The 20,243-nt window shown below is 68.6% G+C and carries 17 protein-coding genes and 1 tRNA gene; 8 read left to right on the top strand and 10 right to left on the bottom strand.

Annotated elements, in window-relative coordinates; all coding sequences use genetic code 11:
- The first annotated feature begins 1 nt into the window (after position 1).
- Positions 2-328 (top strand): chorismate mutase, encoded by a 327-nt coding sequence (locus ABZ622_RS05570; protein ID WP_360540662.1) that lies wholly within the window; start codon positions 2-4, stop codon positions 326-328.
- Here the strand turns inward: ABZ622_RS05570 and ABZ622_RS05565 are convergent.
- Positions 273-1,121 carry a hypothetical protein gene (locus ABZ622_RS05565; RefSeq protein ID WP_360540660.1) on the bottom strand — a complete coding sequence of 283 codons (849 nt, stop codon included), beginning with the start codon at positions 1,119-1,121 and terminating at the stop codon, positions 273-275. The two genes, ABZ622_RS05570 and ABZ622_RS05565, sit on opposite strands and share 56 nt — an antisense overlap.
- Before the next feature lie 107 nt (positions 1,122-1,228).
- Positions 1,229-2,056 carry a protein phosphatase 2C domain-containing protein gene (locus tag ABZ622_RS05560; protein ID WP_360540658.1) on the bottom strand — a complete coding sequence of 276 codons (828 nt, stop codon included), beginning with the start codon at positions 2,054-2,056 and terminating at the stop codon, positions 1,229-1,231.
- Positions 2,057-2,109: 53 nt separating this feature from the next.
- Between ABZ622_RS05560 and ABZ622_RS05555 the strand changes: the two genes are divergently transcribed.
- The 4 genes from ABZ622_RS05555 to ABZ622_RS05540 all read left to right on the top strand — a co-directional run bounded on the left by ABZ622_RS05555 (position 2,110) and on the right by ABZ622_RS05540 (position 8,425).
- Positions 2,110-2,751 (top strand): SMI1/KNR4 family protein, encoded by a 642-nt coding sequence (locus ABZ622_RS05555; protein WP_360540656.1) that lies wholly within the window; start codon positions 2,110-2,112, stop codon positions 2,749-2,751.
- Positions 2,752-2,826: 75 nt separating this feature from the next.
- Positions 2,827-5,331 (top strand): aminopeptidase N, encoded by a 2,505-nt coding sequence (gene pepN, locus ABZ622_RS05550; RefSeq protein ID WP_360540654.1) that lies wholly within the window; start codon positions 2,827-2,829, stop codon positions 5,329-5,331.
- Positions 5,332-5,603: 272 nt separating this feature from the next.
- The gene (locus ABZ622_RS05545) at positions 5,604-7,013 is read left to right on the top strand and encodes an aminotransferase class V-fold PLP-dependent enzyme (RefSeq protein WP_360540652.1); all 1,410 of its coding nucleotides are present in this window, start codon (positions 5,604-5,606) and stop codon (positions 7,011-7,013) included.
- Positions 7,010-8,425 (top strand): SidA/IucD/PvdA family monooxygenase, encoded by a 1,416-nt coding sequence (locus ABZ622_RS05540; RefSeq protein ID WP_360540651.1) that lies wholly within the window; start codon positions 7,010-7,012, stop codon positions 8,423-8,425. The genes ABZ622_RS05545 and ABZ622_RS05540 overlap by 4 nt, the downstream gene beginning before the upstream one ends.
- A 64-nt stretch (positions 8,426-8,489) precedes the next feature.
- Here the strand turns inward: ABZ622_RS05540 and ABZ622_RS05535 are convergent, their stop codons facing one another.
- Positions 8,490-10,307: a 5'-nucleotidase C-terminal domain-containing protein gene (locus ABZ622_RS05535; protein ID WP_360540649.1), complete on the bottom strand. Its 1,818-nt coding sequence runs from the start codon at positions 10,305-10,307 to the stop codon at positions 8,490-8,492.
- Positions 10,308-10,488: 181 nt separating this feature from the next.
- Between ABZ622_RS05535 and ABZ622_RS05530 the strand changes: the two genes are divergently transcribed.
- Both ABZ622_RS05530 and pyk read left to right on the top strand, forming a co-directional pair.
- Positions 10,489-11,187 carry an SIMPL domain-containing protein gene (locus tag ABZ622_RS05530; RefSeq protein WP_360540647.1) on the top strand — a complete coding sequence of 233 codons (699 nt, stop codon included), beginning with the start codon at positions 10,489-10,491 and terminating at the stop codon, positions 11,185-11,187.
- 126 nt (positions 11,188-11,313) lie between these two features.
- Complete coding sequence (gene pyk / locus ABZ622_RS05525; RefSeq protein WP_360540645.1) at positions 11,314-12,747, top strand: pyruvate kinase; 1,434 nt, start codon at positions 11,314-11,316, stop codon at positions 12,745-12,747.
- Between the two features lie 8 nt (positions 12,748-12,755).
- Here pyk and ABZ622_RS05520 read toward each other — a convergent pair whose 3' ends face one another.
- Together ABZ622_RS05520 and ABZ622_RS05515 are read right to left on the bottom strand one after the other, a co-directional pair.
- Positions 12,756-13,514 (bottom strand): transcriptional regulator, encoded by a 759-nt coding sequence (locus ABZ622_RS05520; protein ID WP_360540643.1) that lies wholly within the window; start codon positions 13,512-13,514, stop codon positions 12,756-12,758.
- 109 nt (positions 13,515-13,623) lie between these two features.
- Positions 13,624-13,698, bottom strand: a tRNA-Leu gene (locus ABZ622_RS05515).
- 99 nt (positions 13,699-13,797) lie between these two features.
- On the opposite strand from ABZ622_RS05515, the gene ABZ622_RS05510 reads away from it, so the two are divergent.
- Positions 13,798-14,448, top strand: a complete 651-nt coding sequence (locus tag ABZ622_RS05510; RefSeq protein WP_124718259.1) for a response regulator — start codon at positions 13,798-13,800, stop codon at positions 14,446-14,448.
- 65 nt (positions 14,449-14,513) lie between these two features.
- Here the strand turns inward: ABZ622_RS05510 and ABZ622_RS05505 are convergent, their stop codons facing one another.
- The 5 genes from ABZ622_RS05505 to ABZ622_RS05485 form a co-directional block, all read right to left on the bottom strand.
- Positions 14,514-15,230 (bottom strand): ABC transporter ATP-binding protein, encoded by a 717-nt coding sequence (locus ABZ622_RS05505; RefSeq protein WP_360540641.1) that lies wholly within the window; start codon positions 15,228-15,230, stop codon positions 14,514-14,516.
- Positions 15,227-16,114: an ABC transporter ATP-binding protein gene (locus ABZ622_RS05500; protein ID WP_360541021.1), complete on the bottom strand. Its 888-nt coding sequence runs from the start codon at positions 16,112-16,114 to the stop codon at positions 15,227-15,229. Before ABZ622_RS05500 ends, ABZ622_RS05505 begins: the two co-directional genes overlap by 4 nt.
- A 5-nt stretch (positions 16,115-16,119) precedes the next feature.
- Entirely contained in the window at positions 16,120-17,910 is a 1,791-nt protein-coding gene (locus ABZ622_RS05495; protein WP_360540639.1) for a branched-chain amino acid ABC transporter permease, read from the bottom strand.
- Between the two features lie 5 nt (positions 17,911-17,915).
- The gene (locus ABZ622_RS05490; protein WP_360540637.1) at positions 17,916-18,845 is read right to left on the bottom strand and encodes a branched-chain amino acid ABC transporter permease; all 930 of its coding nucleotides are present in this window, start codon (positions 18,843-18,845) and stop codon (positions 17,916-17,918) included.
- 100 nt (positions 18,846-18,945) lie between these two features.
- Positions 18,946-20,163 carry a branched-chain amino acid ABC transporter substrate-binding protein gene (locus tag ABZ622_RS05485; protein WP_360541019.1) on the bottom strand — a complete coding sequence of 406 codons (1,218 nt, stop codon included), beginning with the start codon at positions 20,161-20,163 and terminating at the stop codon, positions 18,946-18,948.
- Positions 20,164-20,243 lie beyond the last annotated feature (80 nt).

Here is a 20,243-nt window from a genome sequence, read left to right as displayed (position 1 = left end):
CATGACCACCAGGGACATCGACGAGTCCGTGAGCGCGGAACTGAACCGGCTGCGCGAGAGCATCGACAACATTGACGCCGCTGTCGTCCACATGCTCGCCGAGCGCTTCAAGTGCACCCAGCAGGTCGGCCACCTCAAGGCCGCCCATCACCTCCCGCCGGCCGACCCGGCCCGCGAGAGCAGGCAGATCGAACGGCTGCGGCAACTGGCGGAGAGCGCGCACCTGGATCCGGCCTTCGCCGAGAAGCTGCTCAACTTCATCGTGGCGGAGGTCATCCGCCATCACGAGCGGATCGCGGAGGAGTCGGCGACGAACGGGGAGGCGTGAGCACCGGGGCCCGAGGACCCACCGGCCGACGCGGCCCGCGCCGCGACCGCACCGCCCAGGCACTCAGGAGCAGCCCGAGCCCCGTGGCCAGTACGACGAGCCCGGCCCCCGCCGACTCGTTGACATGATCACCGCTGCCCTGGGGTTCGGGCAGCCCGGCGGCCGCCCAGTCGGGGAGGAACAGCAGCCCCACCCCCACCACGGCGGGCACCGCCCAGCCGAACCGGTCACGGCGCGAGGACCGCGCCGACACCACGGCGCCCACGGTCAGCAGCACCGCACAGCCGAACGCCGGCAGCACCGTGTACGTCAGCCACTCGGCCAGCAACGGCCCCCAGTACCACTGCGATTCCGGCCTCGGCCCGTCGAAGTAGTACAGGGTCCGAGGCTGCGGCTCACCCAGGAAATCCCGCAGGGTCCCGGGCACCAGACCGCCCAGCAGCCCGCCGGCGAACACCGGCCCCGCGAGCCGCGCCGCAGCCCCGCCACCCGCCCGCCACCGGTCCGCCGGAACGAACCGGAGCACCACCACGGCACACCAGCCGGCCAGCAGCCCCAGGAACACCCCCTTGACCGCCCCGTACCCGACCGGGGTCCAGACGTTCCAGGGATAGTTCTGTGTGTGCGCGGCCCGCCAGCCCCCCGCGAGACACCAGGCGACCGCACCCGCCGCCACACCCCACGGCACGACCCCCACGACCCACCGCCGCTCCCCGCCGGAGCCCTGCCCGGCCGCCCCCTGCCCCTCGTCCAACCCCTGCTCCTCGTCCAACCCCTGCACCGCTTCGGACACCGCCCGCCCCATTTCCGCCCCCACACTCCCGCCCGGCACCAGGCAACAGCGCCCGTCGCAAACGCGGGACGCGACAGCCGCCCGCACGGTTGCACGACCCGGCCCGGCTACGCCCCGGCCACGGGCACGCCCGGCGGACCGGGCACCACGGGCACGAGCACCACCGTCACGTTGTCGTGCCCGCCCGCCTCCAGGGCGTACCCCACCAGCGACCGTGCCTCCTCCGGAACGCCACCACCGGCCGGATGACGGCCGAGCACCTCCCGCAACGCGGCGGCGCCGGGCAGATAGCGCCACAGCCCATCGGTGCACAGCAGCAGCCGGCCGGGCACCGACGGCCGGTAGCTCCGCACCCGCGGCGCCGGATCACCGGCATCGGCCCCCAACCACGCGGAGAGCGCCTCGTGCTCGCCCGTGTCGTCCTCGGTCAGCACCGTCCCCGGCCCCTCGTCGGGCAGCCAGTAGGCACGGCTGTCACCGATCCAGGCACTCCAGACACCCTCGGGGCCCGCGACACCGGCGACGAACGTACAGGCGGGCGCGGCATCCACCGACTCCGCAAGACCGACGACGGCACGCCCCGCCCGCACGGCCGCGTCGTCGAGCGCACACTCCGGCAGAACCCCCTCCCGCAACCCCGCCACCAGCACGTTCAGCCCGACCTCGGCCGCGACCCGGGCCGCCCGCTCCGACCGCGGCGACATGGAAACCCCGTCGCAGACGACGGCGGCCGTCCATTCGCCGACCGTGGCCAGCGCCATCGCGTCCGCGTTGACACCCCGGTGCCGGCCCCGGTCACTGACCCCCGCCGCACCACTGCCCGTCGTGATCTCCACCCTCGACCGGAACGACGGCTGGGCGCCACCGCAGTCCCAGCAGTGGCCGTCGGGAGCGACCGTCCCGCCGCACAGGACACACTCCGTGATCTCGCTCATCAGCCGCGTATTCTGCCAGAGCGGCTGTCAGCGGCCCCGCGTACCGTTCAGCCATGCCGGACACCGAACGGGACGATCCCGCACCCGAGTTCCACCCCGCTCCTCACTCATGGCGCGAGCTGCTCCAACGCTGGAGCGACGAATGGCTCGACCCCGTCCTGCACGAGCAGGAGCGCTCCGAGCCCTTTCCGGACGAGGTACGGGCGGCCCGTTGGCTGGGGTCGGCGGGTGCGACGCCGCAGGAGCCAGCCGAGCTCGAAGCGCGACTGGGTGCCGTACTCCCGCCCAGTTACCGGGAGTTCCTGCGGACCAGCGACGGATGGCTCGACACCACGGGCGAGATCCGGCGACTCCTGCCCGTACGCGAGATCGGCTGGGTCAGGGATCTCGACCCGGAGCTGATCGAGGGCTGGACCGGCGGCGGGGAACCGGACGACGTCCCCGACGAGGAGTACTTCGTCTACGGCGAGCAGGAACCCTGGGCCATCCGGACCGAATACCTGAACGATCTGCTCAAGATCAGCCACACCCCGGGGGCACTGGACGTCTACCTGCTCAACCCGCGCGTCGTCACCCCCGACGGCGAGTGGGAGGCCTGGTACCTTGCCCACTGGCTGCCCGGAGCGGTCCGCCACCGCTCCTTCCGGGACCTCATGCACGACGAGTACCGGAGGTTCCGCGGCGACCGGGGGTGACCGCCCCGGCGGAGGTCGCTCAGCCGTGCGAGAACCCGGCTGCGGGCCGTCCACCGCGTACGGCAGCATGGACACATGTCCGTACTGACGCGCGACGAAGCGCAGACCCGAGCCCAGTTCCTCGACGTACACCGGTACACGATCGACCTCGATCTCACCGCGGGGGAGGAGACCTTCGACTCCCGCACCGTCATTCAGTTCACCGCCGCCGCGGCCGGAGACACCTTCGTCGAACTCAAGCCGGCCACCCTGCGCTCGATCAGCCTCGACGGACAGCCCCTCGACCCCGCCGACCTCGTCGAGAACCGCTTCCCCCTCACCGCACTCACCCCCGGCACCCACGAACTGCGCATCGACGCCGCCATGCGCTACTCCCGCACCGGCGAAGGCATGCACCGCTTCACCGACCCCACCGACGGCGAGACCTACGCCTACACCCAGCTCTTCATGGAAGACGTCCAGCGCGTCTTCGCCGCGTTCGACCAGCCCGACCTCAAGTCCGTCTTCGCGCTCACCGTCACCGCCCCCGAGGGCTGGACCGTCCTCGGCAACAGCGTTGCCGAACACCGGGGCGACGGCCACTGGACCCTGGCCCCCACCCCACTCATCTCCACCTACCTCGTCGCCGTCGCCGCCGGCCCCTGGCACTCCGTGACCACCGAACACGCCGGACTGCCCTTCGGTATCCACTGCCGCCGCTCCCTGGCCCCGTACCTCGACACGGACGCCGACGAGATCCTCGACATCACCCGGGCCTGCTTCGACCGCTTCCACGAGAAGTTCGACGAGCCCTACCCCTTCGACTCCTACGACCAGGCATTCGTCCCCGAGTTCAACGCCGGCGCCATGGAGAACCCCGGACTCGTCACCTTCCGCGACGAATTCGTCTACCGCTCCGCCGTCACCGACACCGAACGCCAGACCCGCGGCATGGTCATCGCCCACGAAATGGCCCACATGTGGTTCGGCGACCTCGTCACCCTTGCCTGGTGGGACGACATCTGGCTCAACGAGTCCTTCGCCGAATACATGGGCTACCAGACCCTTGCCGAAGCCACCCGCTTCACCGACACCTGGGTCGACTTCGGCGTGGCCCGCAAGGGCTGGGGCTACGACGCCGACCAGCGCCCCTCCACCCACCCCGTCGCCCCCGACCCGGACGCCGTCCCCGACACCGCGTCCGCGATGCTCAACTTCGACGGCATCTCCTACGCCAAGGGCGCCTCCGCCCTGCGCCAACTCGTCGCCTGGCTCGGCGAGAAGGACTTCCTGGCCGGCATCAACACCCACTTCGCCCGCCACAAATTCGCCAACGCCACCCTCGCCGACTTCATCGACAACCTCGCATCGGCCACCGACCGCGACGTCCACGCCTGGGCCGACGCCTGGCTGCGCACCACCGGCGTCGACACCCTCACCCCCCGCATCCAGGAATCCGACGGCACCTGGGCCCTCGGCATCGACCACGACGGCAGCCGCCCCCACCGCATCGCCGTCGGCGCCTACGACCAGGCCCCGGACGCGGTCACCGGCACCGAGCGGCTCGTCCTGCGCGAGCGGTTCGAGATCGACGTCCCCCACGACGGCACCCCCGTCGCGCACCCCGGCAACCGCCCCGCGCTCCTCGTCCTCAACGACGGCGACCTCAGCTACGCCAAGATCCGCCTCGACGCCCGGTCCTGGGAATCCGTCGTCACCGGCCTCTCCGGCATCCCCGACGCCCTCACCCGCGCCGTCATCTGGAACACCGCCCGCGACATGGTCCGCGACGGCGAACTCGCCCCCGCCACCTACCTCGAAGCGGCCCGCACCCACCTGCCGCACGAGACCGACCTCGCCCTCGCCGAAGGCGTACTCGCCTTCGCCGCCACCCACGTCGCCGGCCGCTACGTGAGCCCCGACAAGCGCCCCGCAGCCCTCGCCATCCTCACCGCCCTGTGCCGCGACCTCATCCGCCGCACCGAGGACGGCCACAACCCCGGCCTGCGCCTCATCGCCGTACGCCACCTCATCGACGCAGCGACCCAGCCCGACACCATCCACGACTGGCTCACCAACGGCACCGTCCCCGGCGGACCCGAACTCGACCCCGAACTGCGCTGGCGCGTCCTCACCCGCCTCGCCGTCCTCGGCGCCACCGACGAAGCCACCATCGCCACCGAACTCGAACAGGACCCCAGCGCCACCGGACAGGAAGGCGCCGCCCGCTGCCGCGCCGCCCTCCCCACCCCCGAGGCCAAGGCCGCCGCCTGGCACGCCCTGTTCAACGACGACGGCCTCTCCAACTACCTCTTCACCGCCGTCGCCCAGGGCTTCTGGCAGCCCGAACAGGCCGACCTCGTACGGGACTACGTGCCCCGCTACTACCCCGAGGCGACCGCACTCGCCACCCGCCGGGGCCCCGCCATCGCGGACGCCGCCGGACGCTACGCCTTCCCGGCGTACGCCGTCGACGCCGAGAACCTCCACCTCGGCGAACAGGCCCTCGGCGACCAGGCCCTCATCCCCGCCCTGCACCGCAAGCTCACCGACCAGGTCGACGACCTGCGCCGCGCCCTCGACGTACGCAACGCCCACTGAGCCACTGAGCCAGCCGCGGGGCTGCTGACCCGCACATCCCGCACCACCCGCACCACCCGTGCCCGGCGCCCCCACCACAGGGGGCGCCGGGCACACCCATGTCCCGTATCCCGAGCCACACCCATACCACCAGAACCCCCCGCAACACCCCACACCCCACCACCCATCCCCCTTTCGAGTTCACATCCCCCAGCTCCACGGCGGCGCCACCGAAAACCCGGACAAGCTGGCATGTCCACCCATGCCCGGCCACACCCGAAGGGCCCCACCCCATGCCCACCCCACCACCACTCCCACCCCTCGCCGGAACCACCACCGGCCCCGCCGCCCTGCGCCCCCTCATCGACACCGTCCTCACCGCACTCCACGACGGAGCCCACCGACGCGACGGCCCCCTGCCCGCAGGCGGCCCCGACGCCGTCACCCCCCGAATGCGCACCGCCACCCACCCCGCCCTCCCCGACCACGGCACCGGCCCCCACGAGGCCCTGCGCACCCTGATCACCGCACTCACCGAAGGCGCCGCAGACCCCGCCGACCCCCTCTGCGCCGCCCACCTCCACACCCCGCCCCTGGCCCTCGCCGCCGCGGCCGACCTCGCCGCATCCGCCCTCAACCCCTCCATGGACTCCTGGGACCAGGCCCCCGCCGCCTCCGCCCTGGAAGCCGACATCACCGCCGCCCTGGCCACCGAGATCTACCCCGACCGGCCCACCCCCGACGCACTCGTCACCACCGGCGGCACCGAGTCCAACCAACTCGCACTCCTCCTCGCCCGCGAGCGCAACGGCCCCGTACAGACCATCTGCGCCGCCAACGCCCACCACAGCATCACCCGTGCCGCCTGGCTCCTCGGCCTCCCCGAACCCGTCGTCATCCCCGCCCCCACCGGCGTCATGGACCTCGCCGCACTACAGGAAGCCCTCACCCGGAGCCGGCGCCCACTCCTGGTCACCGCCACCGCCGGCACCACCGACACCGGCCGCATCGACCCGCTCACCGACATCGCCGACCTCTGCACCGCCCACGGCGCCGAACTCCACATCGACGCCGCCTACGGCGGCCCCCTCCTCTTCAGCCCCACCCACCGACCCAAGATCCACGGCCTCGACCGCGCCGACAGCGTCACCCTCGACCTGCACAAACTCGGCTGGCAGCCGGCATCCGCAGGAATCCTCGCCGTCCCCCACCGCCACCACCTCGAACCGCTCCACCACCGGGCCTCCTACCTCAACGCCGAAGACGACACCGAAGCCGGCCTCCCCGACCTCCTCGGCCGCTCACTGCGCACCACCCGACGCCCCGACACCCTCAAAATCGCCGTCACCCTCCGGGCACTCGGCCGCTCCGGCCTCGCCGACCTCATCGACCGCACCCTCACCGCCGCACACCACCTCGCCGACCTCATCACCGAAACCCCCACCCTCGACCTCTACGACCGCCCCACCATCAGCACCGTCCTCTTCCGCCCCACCGGCGCCGACGACACCACCGTCGCCACCATCCGCCGCACCCTCCTCACCCGGGGCCACGCCGTCCTCGGCCGCGCCCACACCGGCGACCGCCTCTGGCTCAAAGCCACCCTCCTCAACCCCCACACCACCACCCAGGACCTGCACACACTCCTCGACCTCGTCGACCGGCTCACCAACGATCTCGCGGAAGGCAAGACCCCCCGATGACCGACCTCCCCACCCCCGACACCGACCAGCCACACGACCTCATCGGCATCGGCATCGGCCCCTTCAACCTCTCCCTCGCCGCCCTCGCCCACGGCGTACCCACCGAACGCCCCCTCACCGCGGCCTTCTACGAACAACGCCCCGCCTTCCACTGGCACCCCGGCCTCCTCATCGACGGAGCCAGCCTCCAAGTCCCCTTCCTCGCCGACCTCGTCACCCTCGCCGACCCCGCCAGCCCCTGGACCTTCCTCAACTACCTACGCAGCCGGGACCGGCTCTTCCCCTTCTACTTCGCCGAACGCTTCCACATCCAACGCGCCGAGTACGACGCCTACTGCCGATGGGTCACCGACCAACTCTCCGGCCTCCACTTCAGCCACCAGGTCGACGCCGTCCGCTGGAACAACCAACGCGAACTCTTCGAAATCGACTTCACCCAACTCGACGGCGAAGGCGAAGCCGAAGCCCTCGGCCGCGCCCACACCCGCAACATCGCCCTCGGTATCGGCACCGAACCGTACGTCCCCGAATTCTTCAAACCCCTCACCGAAGCGGAGAACGTCCCCGTCATCCACTCCGCCGACTACCTCCACCACCGACAGGAAATCCTCCAAGCCCCCCACATCACCGTCATCGGCTCCGGCCAGTCCGGCGCCGAGATCTTCCTCGACCTCCTGCGCGCCCGCCCCCAAGGCCACGAAAACCTCCACTGGCTCGCCCGCACCCAGGCATTCGCCCCCATGGAGTACTCAAAACTCGGCCTCGAACACTTCACCCCCGACTACAGCCGCTACTTCCACGCCCTCCCCGAAGCCGTACGCGACGAACTCGTCCCCCACCAATGGCAGCTCCACAAAGGCATCGACGCCGACACCATCGCCGCCATCCACGACGAGCTCTACCGCCGCACCCTCCACGGCGGCTGGCCCGACACCACCCTCACCCCCGGCGTCTCCGTACGCACCGCCGGACGCGTCGCCAACACCCGCATCGAACTCCACCTCGAACACACCCAGCAGAACACCCGCACCCGCCTCACCACCGACGCCGTAGTCCTCGCCACCGGCTACCGCGAACGCTCCCTCGACCGCATCCTCACCGGCCTCGACCCCTACATGCGCCGCGACGCCTCCGAACGCCCCCGCATCGACGACCGGTTCCGCCTCGTCCTCGACCCCACCGTCACCGGCAACGTCTACGTACAGAACGCCGAACGCCACACCCACGGCGTCGGCGCCCCCGACCTCGGACTCGCCGCCTGGCGCAGCGCCACCATCCTCAACGACCTCACCGGCACCAACCCCTACCCCCTCCCCGAACGCACCGCCTTCACCACCTTCGGCCTCACCCCGCAGGGCTCACGCGTCCCGGCCCAGGGCCCCGACCTCATCCCCCTCGCCCGGAACAACTGACCCCCACCACACAACAGGCGGCCGCCCCCTCCCGAAGGAGAAGACGGCCGCCCACCGGAGAAAACTAGAACACCGGCGTACCCTCACGCGTCAGCCGCCAGTCCACCGAAGCGAACTGCGCACCATCCACCGAACCCTTCGCCTGCACCCAGGCGATGATCGTGTTACGGATCTCCTCCGAATTCGCCCACAACTGCTTGGCACCCGCCACATGCGGGAAGTTCCCGCCACCACTGGCCCGGTAGTTGTTCACCGCCAGCACGAACTCCGCCGCCGGATCGATCGGCCTGCCCTCGAACGAGAGGCCCACGATCCGCGAACCGTTCGGCTTCGCGACGTCGATCTCGTACGTCAGCCCCGACACCGCGTCGTAGTTGTAATCCGGAGTGTTGTCCGCGTTCGTCAGCTTCGCCGTGTCCACCGGCGCACCCACCGGAGTCTGCACGTAGTACCGCGCCGAGAACTCCAGGTAATCCTTCAGCTGCGCACCCGTCAGCAGCCGCGCCTCAAGTGTGTTCTCGAACGGATACAGACCCGCCGCATCCTTGATCGTCACATTCCCGGCCGGAATCTGCGCCGTACGCGAGAAACACGATGCCTGCGACAGCACCGGAAGCGCCGCGTACGCCCCACCCGCCAGCGCCGCCTTCACCGTCTCCGCCTGAACCACATTGATCAGATCAATGATCGGCTCGTCCTTCCAGGCCGCCTCCGCCGTCGTCATCGCCGCCGTCGACGTACCGATCACCTGGTTGACATACGCCACGACCTTCTTGTGCTCGTCCGCCAACAGCCGGGTGATCTTCGGGTCCTCGGCCACCGTGTTGGAGTTCAGCACCTGCGAACCCGCCTTCTCCACCACCCAGCGGCCCTTCTCCCACACCAGGTCGAAGTCGAACAGCGTCAGCCGCTGACCCCACTTCAGCGGCTCCGAGAGCACCACCTTCTTGCCGGTCTGCTTGTTCTCCACGAAGTACTCGGGAATCTCCAGGTGCGCGTGCCCGACGAGAATCGCGTCGATCCCCGGCACTTGCTCGGCCACCAGACCGGCCGCGTTCTCGACATACGGAATCTGGTCACCGTACGACGACGTACCGCTGCTGCCCGAGTGCGCCGAGACGATCACCACGTCCGCACCCATCGAACGAAGCCGCGGCACGAACTTCGCCGCCTGCTCCTCCAGCCCCGGGAACACCATCTTCCCGCTGACATTCGCCTTGTCCCAGATGGCGATCCCCGGGTTGGTCAGCCCCAGGATCGCGACCTTCACATCCCGGCCGTGCGGAGTACGCATCCGCTTGATGACATACGGGGCGAACGCCGGCCGCAGCGTCTTCGCATCCAGCGCGTTCGCACCCAGCAGCGGGAAATCACACTGCTCCTCGAACTTCCGCAGCACCGGAATACCGTAGTTGAACTCGTGGTTGCCGAGCGCCGCGGCGTCGTAACCGATCGCGTTCATCGCCTGAGCCATCGGATGCACCGGACCGCGCTTCGCCGTGATCGGATCGATCTTGGCGTAGTAGTACGACAGCTGGGTGCCCTGGATCGTGTCACCGGCATCGATCATCAACGTATTGCGACGGCCCTTCTCCCGGCGCACCTGGTCCACCAGGGTCGAGATCTTCGCCAGACCGACATCGTTGTGCGCCTTGTCGTCGAACTCCTTGTCCGTGAAGTAGTCCCAGTTGAAGACATTCCCGTGCAGATCGGTGGTGCCCATCACCGTGAACGAGTACCGCTTCGGCGGACGCCCGTGACCGTGCCCATGGCCGTGACCGTGACCGTGCGCCGAGGCAGGCACCGCAGAGGCACCCGCGATCGCCACACCCGCACCGGCAGCCGCCGATGTGCCCAGGAACGTCCTACGGTTCAGCGGCATTTCGTCTCCCACATCTCAGTTCTCACACAGCTCAGTTCTCGCGCGAAGCGGCTCCTCGGCAACAAGGACCACCGCACACAACGCGCGTAGATTCTGACCCAGGAGCCACACCACGCAACACCCCTCGCGGGTTTCGATCTGATGACCAGCCGCTGTCGGACCCGAATGCCACAGTGGACCCATGACCGACACCCCACCGTCCTACGGCACCCCCGAACACCCCCGCGTCGCCGTCCGCGGCGAAGCCCGCCTCGAAGTCGACCCCGAGACCGCCCGCATCGGCATCACCGTCACCACCCGCGGCAAGAACCGCCGCAACGCCCTCGAAGACCTCACCCGCCGCAACGACCACGTACTCGAACTCGCACGCTCCTACGGACAAGCCGTGGAAAAACTCGAAACCGGCGCATTCTCCATCACGCCCGAACTCACCCAGAAGGGCCGCAACGAACAGATCCACGCCTACCACGGCCGCGTCCACATCACCGCGGTCCTCAACGACTTCACCGCACTGGGCGAATTCACCACCCGCATCGCCGACCTCGAAATGACCCGGATCAATGGCCCCTGGTGGGGACTGCGCCCCGACTCACCCGCGCACGCGAACGCCCGCCGCCAGGCCGTCCACGAAGCCGTCCAGCGCGCCCGCGAGTACGCCGACGCCCTCGGCGCCCGGCTCACCGCACTCGTCGAACTCGCCGACCTCGGCGCCGAGAACACCGCCCCACCCGTCCCCGCAGCCCCCGGCGCCATGCGCGGCAGAGCCGCCTTCGCGGGAGCGGCACCCGAAGCCGCCCCCGCCCTCGACCTCGAACCACAACGCCAGACCGTCTACGCCCAGGTCAACGCCCGCTTCATCATGTCACCGCCAAAACTGTAAAGGAGAATGCTCATCCGAGCACCCCGCCGCACAATTCAACACTTGTCAATAACCCTTCATCCAAAGGTCGTTGAGCGGTCATGGCGCGCTGAATAACTACCCGTAGGTAAGGTCTAGGGTCGAACCATGCGCCGAGCAAAAATCGTTTGTACCCTGGGCCCCGCCGTCGACACATACGACCAGATCAAGGCATTGGTCGAAGCGGGAATGGACATCGCCCGCCTCAACCTCAGCCACGGCACCTACACCGAACACGAAGAGCGCTACCACCGCGTGCGCAAGGCCTCCGACGAGATCGGACGCAGCGTCGGCATCCTCGCCGACCTTCAAGGCCCGAAGATCCGCCTCGGATGCTTCCGCGAAGGACCCGTACTCCTTGAACGCGGCGACAGCTTCACCATCACCGTCGAACCCGTCGAAGGCGACCGCCACACCTGCGGCACCACCTACGACGGCCTCGCCGACGACGTCACCCCCGGCGAACGCATCCTTGTCGACGACGGCCGCGTCACCCTCGAAGTCACCGAGGTGGACGGCCCCCGCGTCCGCACCACCGTCATCGAGGGCGGCATGGTCTCCGACCACAAGGGCCTCAACCTCCCCGGCGTCGCCGTCTCCGTCCCCGCACTCTCCGAGAAGGACATCGAGGACCTCCGCTGGGCCCTGCGCACCGGCGCCGACATCATCGCCCTCTCCTTCGTGCGCAGCGGACGCGACATCGAGGACGTCCACCGCATCATGGACGAGGAGGGCCGCCGCCTCCCCGTCATCGCCAAGGTGGAGAAGCCCCAGGCCGTCGAGAACATCGACGGCATCGTCGCCGCCTTCGACGGCATCATGGTCGCCCGCGGCGACCTCGGCGTCGAAATGCCCCTGGAACAGGTGCCGATCGTCCAGAAGCGCGCGATCAAACTCGCCAGGCGCAACGCCAAGCCGGTCATCGTCGCCACCCAGATGCTCGACTCGATGATCGACAACTCCCGCCCGACCCGCGCCGAGGCCTCCGACGTCGCCAACGCCGTCATCGACGGCACGGACGCGGTGATGCTCTCCGGCGAGACCAGCGTGGGCAAGTACCCCGTCGAGACGGTCCGCACGATGTCCCGCATCGTCGAGGCCGCCGAGGAGGACATTCTTACCAAGGGCCTCCCGCCCCTGACCGACCGCAACAAGCCCCGCACCCAGGGCGGCGCGGTGGCCCGCGCGGCGGCCGAGATGGGCGACTTCCTGGGCGCGAAGTTCCTGGTCGCCTTCACCCAGAGCGGCGACACGGTCCGGCGCCTGTCCCGCTACCGCTCACCCATCCCGCTCCTGGCCTTCACCCCGGACCCGGCCACCCGCTCCCAGCTGAACCTGACCTGGGGCGTCGAGACCTTCCTCGGCCCGCAGGTGGACTCGACGGACGCGATGGTCGCCCAGGTCGACGAGGAGCTGCTGAAGATCGGCCGCTGCGAGAAGGGCGATGTCGTGGTCATCACGGCCGGCTCCCCGCCGGGCGTCCCGGGCTCGACGAACCTGGTACGGGTGCATCACATCGGCGAGGACGACAGCCCCAAGTAGGCCGGTCGTCAGTACTTCGGCCCGACATGGGCGTCCATCAGCGCGACGGACGCCCGTCGGGCGACGGAGATGTTCCGGCTGTTGGCCTGCTTCCAGTCGACTCCGACGAGGTCCAGGGCATCGGTGAAGAGCCCCAGGATGTCGGCCGACAAGTTGGTGAAGAAGTACCGGGGGTACTCGTAGCGTTTCTGCTTTCCCCCGATGAGCCTCGTGGTCCAGTTGGTGACCCGGCATCCGTCGGAGTGGATCAGACCGCGGATGAACTCCCAGGGATGGGTGCACATGATCTGTTGTTGCCAGGGCTCCAGGGAGATCGTGCGCTCATGCTTCTTGCCTGGGCCGTGCTGGGGGAAGAGGCAGGGCCAGTGCTTGCTGTAGCAGGTCACGTTCTGGCAGCCCTGACGCTGAGCTCGGAACACCTTGTTGCCAGGGCGCACGAGCTGAATGGCTTCGGCGCAGGCGTCGATGAGGCCCGGCCAGCTGTCGGCGCAGGCGATACGGAGAAAATACACGCCCCTTTTGCTGGGGCTGATGCAGCCGTCGCCGAGATAGAGGCCCAGTAAGTATGCGTACGCGGCGGGGTCTTCAGGATCGCTCGGGATGTTGCCGCATCGTGGGCAGTCCACAGCACGACTGAGGGGGTCCATTCGTGTCTGCCACGAACGGATGGCGGCACGGGAGATACCGGTCTGCTTGCTTACGGAGTTCTGGCTGAAGCCCTGCGCGACGAGGGCCAGAGCACGCTTGCGCGTATGGAGGTCGTACACCAGACCGAGCCTGTCCGGATTTCGGCAACCAGGGGGCGGAGCAAGCCGACATTCACACGTTCACGTGAAGTCTTGCTGTTCTTCTGCGGCCTTGGAATCGAAGGAAAAGTACCCCGAGTCGGACTCGAACCGACACTGTATGGGTTTTGAATCCATTGTCTCTAACCAATTGGACTACCGGGGCTCGCTGAATCGTAGGTTTCCCCCGACCCGCTGCCCGACCACCTTACCGTAGCTGGGTAGGCTCTTGGCAGCAGTACCCCTGCCTTGATCAAGGAGCCCCGTGACCACGCCCGAGTCGCCCCAGCCCGCCGCCGACGACGACAAGTCGCACGTTCCGCCGCTGACGACCCGCGTCGTCATCGCCGAGGACGAGGCGCTCATCCGTCTCGACCTCAAAGAGATGCTGGAGGAAGAGGGCTACGCGGTCGTCGGCGAGGCCGGGGACGGGCAGCGGGCCGTCGAGCTGGCGCGGGAGCACCGGCCGGATCTGGTGATCCTCGATGTGAAGATGCCGGTTCTGGACGGGATCTCCGCAGCCGAGAAGATCGCCGAGGAGTCCATCGCGCCGGTCCTGATGCTCACCGCGTTCTCACAGCGCGACCTCGTCGAGCGGGCCCGGGACGCCGGGGCGATGGCGTATCTCGTGAAGCCGTTCAGCAAGAGCGACGTGGTGCCGGCCATCGAGATGGCGGTGTCGCGGTTCGCGGAGCTGAAGGCGCTGGAGACCGAGGTCGCGGACCTCGCGCAGCGGCTGGAGACGCGGAAGCTGGTCGACCGGGCGAAGAGCATCCTGCAGACGGACTACGGGCTCTCCGAGCCGGCCGCGTTCCGGTGGATCCAGAAGACGTCGATGGACCGGCGGCTGTCGATGCAGCAGCTGGCCGAGGCGTTGATCGAGGACGCCGAGGAGAAGAAGAAGGCGGCCGAGTAGGCGTAGGCGAGTACGAGGAAGGCCCGCGTCCCGGATGTCCGGGGCGCGGGCCTTTCCCGTGGGTGTCAGTCCTCGCCGAGGTACGCCTTGCGGACGGACTCGTCGTGGAGGAGGTCCGGGCCGGTGCCGGAGAGGACGATTTTGCCGACCTCCATGACGTGGCCCTGGTCCGCGAGGGAGAGCGCCGCCTGGGCGTTCTGTTCCACGAGCAGGATGGTGGTGCCCTGGGCCTTCAGCTCGACGATGGTCTCCATGATCTTCTGCATCATGATCGGGGAGAGGCCCATGGAGGGCTCGTCGAGCATCAGGAGCTTGGGCCGGCACATGAGGGCCCTGCCCATGGCGAGCATCTGCTGTTCGCCGCCCGAGAGGGTTCCGGCGGCCTGCTTCCGGCGTTCCCCGAGGATGGGGAAGAGTTCGTAGGCGCGCTGGATGTCCTTCTCGATGCCTGCCTTGTCGTTGCGGAGGTAGGCACCGAGCTGGAGGTTCTCGGTGATGGTGAGCCGGGGGAAGATGTGGCGTCCCTCGGGGGAGTGGGCGAGGCCCAGGGCGACGACCTTGTGGGCGGGTACGTCGTTGAGGGGTTTGCCGTCGAAGGCGATGCGGCCGCCGACCGGCTTGAGCAGGCCGGAGAGGGTGCGCAGGGTGGTGGTCTTGCCGGCGCCGTTGGTGCCGATGAGGGTGACGACCTGGCCGGCTTCGACGGTGAAGGAGATGCCCTTGACGGCTTCGATCTTGCCGTAGGCGACGCGGAGGTCCTCGACCTCCAGAAGTGCGGTCATCGGGTGTCCTCCTCCTCGGTGCCGGTGGTGGCTGTTTTCGCGGCTTCGGCGTCGGCTTCGGCGGCTTCGACCTCGGCGGCCTCTTCGGCGCCGGGGGCGCCTTCGAAGGGGGTGCCGAGGTAGGCGGCGACGACGCGTTCGTCGCTCTGGACGATGTCGGGGGAGCCTTCGACGAGTTTTTCGCCCTGGACGAGGCAGGCGACGCGGTCGCAGAGGTTGAAGATGAACCGCATGTCGTGCTCGATGACGAGGACGGCGATGCCCTGGTCACGGATGGCGAAGATGAGTTCTTCGGTGACGCGGGTCTCCTGCGGGTTCATTCCCGCGGTGGGCTCGTCGAGGAGCAGGAGTCCGGGGTCGCTGGCCAGTGCGCGGGCGATTTCGAGCTTGCGCTGGTCTCCGTAGGGGAGGTTGCGTGCGAGGTGGTCGGCCTTGTCGGTGAGTCCGATGAACTCCAGGAGTTCCATGGCGCGTTCGCGGCTGGCCTGTTCGGCCCTGGCGAAGCCGGGGAGGCGCAGGAGGGCGGACCAGAGGCCTTCCTTGGTCCTGGTGTGGCGTCCGACGAGGACGTTTTCCAGGACGGTCATGTTGGCGAAGAGCCGGATGTTCTGGAAGGTGCGGGCGATGCCTGCCTGGGTGACGAGGTGGGGCTTGGGTGGCAGGACGGTGCCCTTGTAGCTGACCTTGCCCTCGGTGGGGACGTACAGGCCGGTGAGGCAGTTGAAGAAGGTGGTCTTGCCGGCGCCGTTGGGGCCGATGAGGCCGACGATCTCGCCCGCGTTGACGGTGAGGTCGACGTTGCGTACGGCGGTGAGGCCGCCGAAGCGCATGGTCACACCGTTGGCGTCGAGGACGGTGGTGGCGGTTTTCGTGGTGGTGGTCATGGTGGTCACGCCCCCGCCTTGGCGATGCCGGCGGCGGTCTCTTCGGACTGTCGCGGTTCGGGTACGTCGGGCTGGTCGTTCTCGTGGAATTCGAGTTGCTTGCGGCGGTCGGCGACGAGTCCTTCGGGGCGCAGGCGCATCAGGAGGATGAGCGCGATGCCGAAGAGGAAGAGCTGGTAGTCCTGCATGAACTGCAGCTTCGCCGGGATGAGGTAGAGCATCGCGGCGCCGACCAGGGGGCCGCTGAGGGTTCCCATGCCGCCGAGGATGACGGCGGCGAGGAGGAAGGCGGAGTTGGGGGGTACGGAGCCGGCGAACTGGTACTGCTCGGGCGTCACGGTGTAGTTGACGTGTGCCTGGACGGTTCCGGCGAGTCCGGCGAGGGTGGCGCCGAGGGCGAAGGCGAGCAGCTTGAGCCGGAAGGCGTTGATGCCCATGGCGGTGGCTGCGGTCTCGTCCTCGCGGATGGCGACCCAGGCGCGGCCGATGCGGGATTCTCCGGAGCGGCGGAAGACGAGCACGACGACGGCGGTGAAGACGAGCATCAGCAGGTAGTAGTTGGAGGACCTGCCGAGGTCGAAGCCGAGGATGTTGTGTTTGAGCCCGAAGTCGAATCCGAAGAAGTTGAGGTCGGGGATGCTGGGGATGCCCTGGGAGCCGTTGGTGAGGTCGGGTCCGCTGTTGCCGTTGAGGTTGTTCACGGTGAGGCGGAAGATTTCACCGAAGCCGAGTGTGACGATGGCTAGGTAGTCGCCGCGCAGTCGCAGGGTGGGTGCGCCGATGAGTACGCCGAAGACGAGTGATGCTCCGGCGCCGGTGAGGACGGCGGCCCAGAAGGGGAATTCGACGCCGATGGCGGACATGGTGGAGCCGGAGACCAGGGCGGCGGCGTAGGCGCCGACGCCGAGGAAGGCGACGTATCCGAGGTCGAGCAGGCCGGCGAGGCCGACGACGACGTTGAGGCCGAGTGCCACCGTGCCGAAGATGAGGATGTTGGCGCCGATGAGCGCGAACTCTTCCTTCTGCTGGGTGAAGGGGAAGCAGACGGCTGCGACGAGGGCGGCGGTGAGTGTGATGTTGCGGTGCTTCGAGGTCAGCGCGGTGAGGCGGGAGACGAGTCCGGCCCGGTGGAGTGCGGTGAAGGCGAAGCCGACGGTGATGAGGAAGCCGATGAAGAGTTCGGTGTAGTCGGTGTCGATGCCGTAGGCGAAGACGTAGAGGCCGGTGCCGAACGCGGCGACGATGACGAGGATCTCGGCCCAGGAGGGGAGTGCCTTGGCGCGGGGGGCCTGGGGGGCGCCGAGGCTGTTGCGGAAGCGTTGCCAGGCGGTGGCCGCGGTCCCGTCGAGCGGTTGGTCGGCGGGGAGGCCGAGTGCGGTGACGGTGGCGATGAGGGCGCCGATGCCGCTGACCCAGGCGCCGGGTTCCAGGTTGACGATGCCGCCGAGGTCGTAGGCGATGGCGCCGATGGTGTAGCCGGTGGTGCCGAGGGTGCCGAGGGCCAAGAGACGGACGGGGCTGTTGGTGCCGGCGGGGGTGAGCCAGCGCAGGCCTCGGATGCCGTACCCGGACAGCGTGAGCAGCAGGGTGAGTGCGGCGCTGATGAGGGTGAGGACCTGGAGGCCGCCGGGGTAGCCGGTGACGGTGAGGTCGCCGGGGAATTCGTCGGTCCAGGTCCAGGCGAGGAAGGTGCCGGCGAGTGCGACGGCGGAGCCTGCGGCGGTGCCGATGCGGGCCGCGGCCGGGGGGATCGGCAGGGGCGCGGGGCCGGGTGCGGTGGTGTGGTTGGTGGTCATCGGTATCACGCCCGATCCGCGACGCGTTCGCCGAGCAGGCCCTGGGGGCGGAGCAGCAGGACGATGATGAGGAGGACGAAGGCCCATACGTCCTTCCAGGCGCCGCCGCCGAAGAGGTCCATGCCGGGGACGTTGCTCATGTAGCCGGTGGCGAGGGATTCGGCGATGCCCAGTACGACGCCGCCGAGCATGGCTCCGTAGATGTTGCCGATGCCGCCGAGTACGGCTGCGGTGAAGGCCTTGAGGCCCATGATGAAGCCCATTTTGAAGCCGATCTGGCCGTTCTTGAGCCCGTAGGCGACGGCGGCGACGGCGGCGAACGCGGCACCGATGGCGAAGGCCATGACGATGATGCGGTCGGTGTTGATGCCCATGAGCTTGGCGGTGTCGGGGTCCTGGCTGGTGGCCTGCATGCCGCGGCCGGCGCGGGTCTTGGAGACGAAGAGCCCGAGGGCGAGCATGCAGATGGGTGCGGTAATGAGGACGAAGAGGTCACCGCGTTGGATGTGGGCGCCGAAGATGTCGATCGCTTCGCCCTTGAACTGGGGGAAGGAGCGGTCCTTCTTGGCGTCGGGGTACCACTTCCAGATGGCTTGCTGGAGTGCGAGCGAGAGTCCGATCGCGGTGATCAGCGGGGCCAGTCGGGGGGCGGTGCGCAGTGGCCGGTACGCGAAGCGTTCGGCGGCCGTGCTGACGGCGACGGAGCATATGACGCCGCCGATGATCATGAGGGGGATGATTGCGAGGAGGGAGACACCGGCCGGCATCCAGAGGTACACGGTGAGAGCTCCGAAGCCTCCGATCATGAAGATCTCGCCGTGGGCGAAGTTGATGAGCTGGATGATTCCGTAGACCATCGTGTAGCCGATCGCGATGAGTCCGTACATCGCGCCGAGGATGAGTCCATTGGCCAGCTGTTGCGGCAGTTCGTTCACCGCAGGGCCTCCGTGGAGTGGTTCGGATATGGCACCGCGCGGGGGCGCTGGTGGCGCTCCCGCGCGGTCTGGTGTGGGTCGGGCGTGGCCCGGGAGCTTGTTACGGCTTGTAGGTCTCGCTGATCTTGGAGGTCCACTTGCCGCCGTCGACCTGGTAGGCGGTCATCATGGTGTTGGTGGTGTCGCCGTATTCGTCGAAGGAGACGGGGCCGGTGACGCCGTCGAACTTGACCTTGGCCATGGCCGCGAGGACCTTGGTGCGGGCGTCGTCGCCGCTGGGGAGCTTGCCGCCGTTGTCGGCGACGGCGATCTTGACGGCTTCGATGATCGACCAGGTGGCGTCGTAGGTGCCGCCGCCGTACGCCTCGTAGGCGTCCTTGTATCCGGCCGTCTTGTAGTCCGCGATGAACTGCTTGGCCGAGTCGAGTTCCTCGACGGGCTTGCCGACGGAGGTGGCGATGTCGCCCTGGGCCTTCTTGTTGAGCTTGATGAAGTCGGCGCTGTACATGCCGTCGCCGCCCATGAGCGGGATCTGGAAGCTGTCCTTGAGCTGCTGGCTCAGGGGTGCGCCGGCGGGGTATTCGCCGCCGTAGTAGACGGCCTTGGCGCCGGACTTCTTGACCTTGGTGACGACGGCGTTGAAGTCGCGGTCGTCGGGGTTGACGTGGTCGGAGCCGACGATCTTGCCGCCGAGGGTGGTGAAGGTGTTCTTGAAGGACGCGGCGAGACCGGCGCCGTAGGGCTTCTGGTCGTCGATGAGGTAGACCTGCTTGATCTTCGCGTTGTTGTAGAGGTACTTCGCTGCGAAGGCGCCCTGGATCTGGTCCGTGGTGGCGGTGCGGAAGTAGGTCTTGAAGGGGCGCTTCTTGTCGCCGGTCTTCCAGTTCTCGCCCTGGGTGAGTTCGGTGCCGGTGTTGGCGGGGGAGACCTGGGTGAGGTTGGCGTCGTTGAGCGGCTTCTGCATCGACTGGGAGACGCCGGAGTTCAGGGGGCCGACGACGCCGACGACGGTGTCGTCGTCGATGAACTTCTGGGCGTTCTGCTGGCCGACCGAGGGCTGTGCCTGGTCATCGAGGGGCTTGACCTCGAATTTGATGCCGGGGACGGTGTTCTTCTTGTTGGCTATCTTGGCGGCGAGGTCGGCGGAGTTCTTGATGCCGAGGCCGAGGGCGGACAGGTCGCCGGTGATCGGCGCGTCGACGCCGATGACGACGGTCTGGGTGCCGCCGCTGTCGCTGCTCTTCTTGCTGTCGTCGCGCGACCCGCAGGCGGTGAGGGTCAGTGCTCCGGTCGTGAGCACGGTGGTGAGGATGAGCAAAGAACGGTGTCGCACGAAAGGTCCTTTCCCTGGCGCGGCCTCCTCTGCTTGAGGTGCCGTGACGTTCGCCGGGCCGTACT

Origin of the sequence: Streptomyces sp. NPDC007164 (assembly GCF_040634135.1) — a bacterium.
Lineage (GTDB): Bacteria > Actinomycetota > Actinomycetes > Streptomycetales > Streptomycetaceae > Streptomyces > Streptomyces sanglieri.
This window is presented reverse-complemented; position numbering and strand designations above follow the sequence as displayed.

What these genes read in the sequence shown, in the direction of transcription:
- ABZ622_RS05560 (WP_360540658.1), bottom strand. Translation starts at nt 2,056, where the DNA reads ATGAGCGAGATCACGGAGTGTGTCCTGTGCGGCGGGACGGTCGCTCCC.
- pyk (WP_360540645.1), top strand. Translation starts at nt 11,314, where the DNA reads ATGCGCCGAGCAAAAATCGTTTGTACCCTGGGCCCCGCCGTCGACACA.
- ABZ622_RS05505 (WP_360540641.1), bottom strand. Translation starts at nt 15,230, where the DNA reads ATGACCGCACTTCTGGAGGTCGAGGACCTCCGCGTCGCCTACGGCAAG.
- ABZ622_RS05530 (WP_360540647.1), top strand. Translation starts at nt 10,489, where the DNA reads ATGACCGACACCCCACCGTCCTACGGCACCCCCGAACACCCCCGCGTC.
- ABZ622_RS05540 (WP_360540651.1), top strand. Translation starts at nt 7,010, where the DNA reads ATGACCGACCTCCCCACCCCCGACACCGACCAGCCACACGACCTCATC.
- ABZ622_RS05535 (WP_360540649.1), bottom strand. Translation starts at nt 10,307, where the DNA reads ATGCCGCTGAACCGTAGGACGTTCCTGGGCACATCGGCGGCTGCCGGT.
- pepN (WP_360540654.1), top strand. Translation starts at nt 2,827, where the DNA reads ATGTCCGTACTGACGCGCGACGAAGCGCAGACCCGAGCCCAGTTCCTC.
- ABZ622_RS05570 (WP_360540662.1), top strand. Translation starts at nt 2, where the DNA reads ATGACCACCAGGGACATCGACGAGTCCGTGAGCGCGGAACTGAACCGG.
- ABZ622_RS05495 (WP_360540639.1), bottom strand. Translation starts at nt 17,910, where the DNA reads ATGACCACCAACCACACCACCGCACCCGGCCCCGCGCCCCTGCCGATC.
- ABZ622_RS05545 (WP_360540652.1), top strand. Translation starts at nt 5,604, where the DNA reads ATGCCCACCCCACCACCACTCCCACCCCTCGCCGGAACCACCACCGGC.
- ABZ622_RS05555 (WP_360540656.1), top strand. Translation starts at nt 2,110, where the DNA reads ATGCCGGACACCGAACGGGACGATCCCGCACCCGAGTTCCACCCCGCT.
- ABZ622_RS05500 (WP_360541021.1), bottom strand. Translation starts at nt 16,114, where the DNA reads ATGACCACCACCACGAAAACCGCCACCACCGTCCTCGACGCCAACGGT.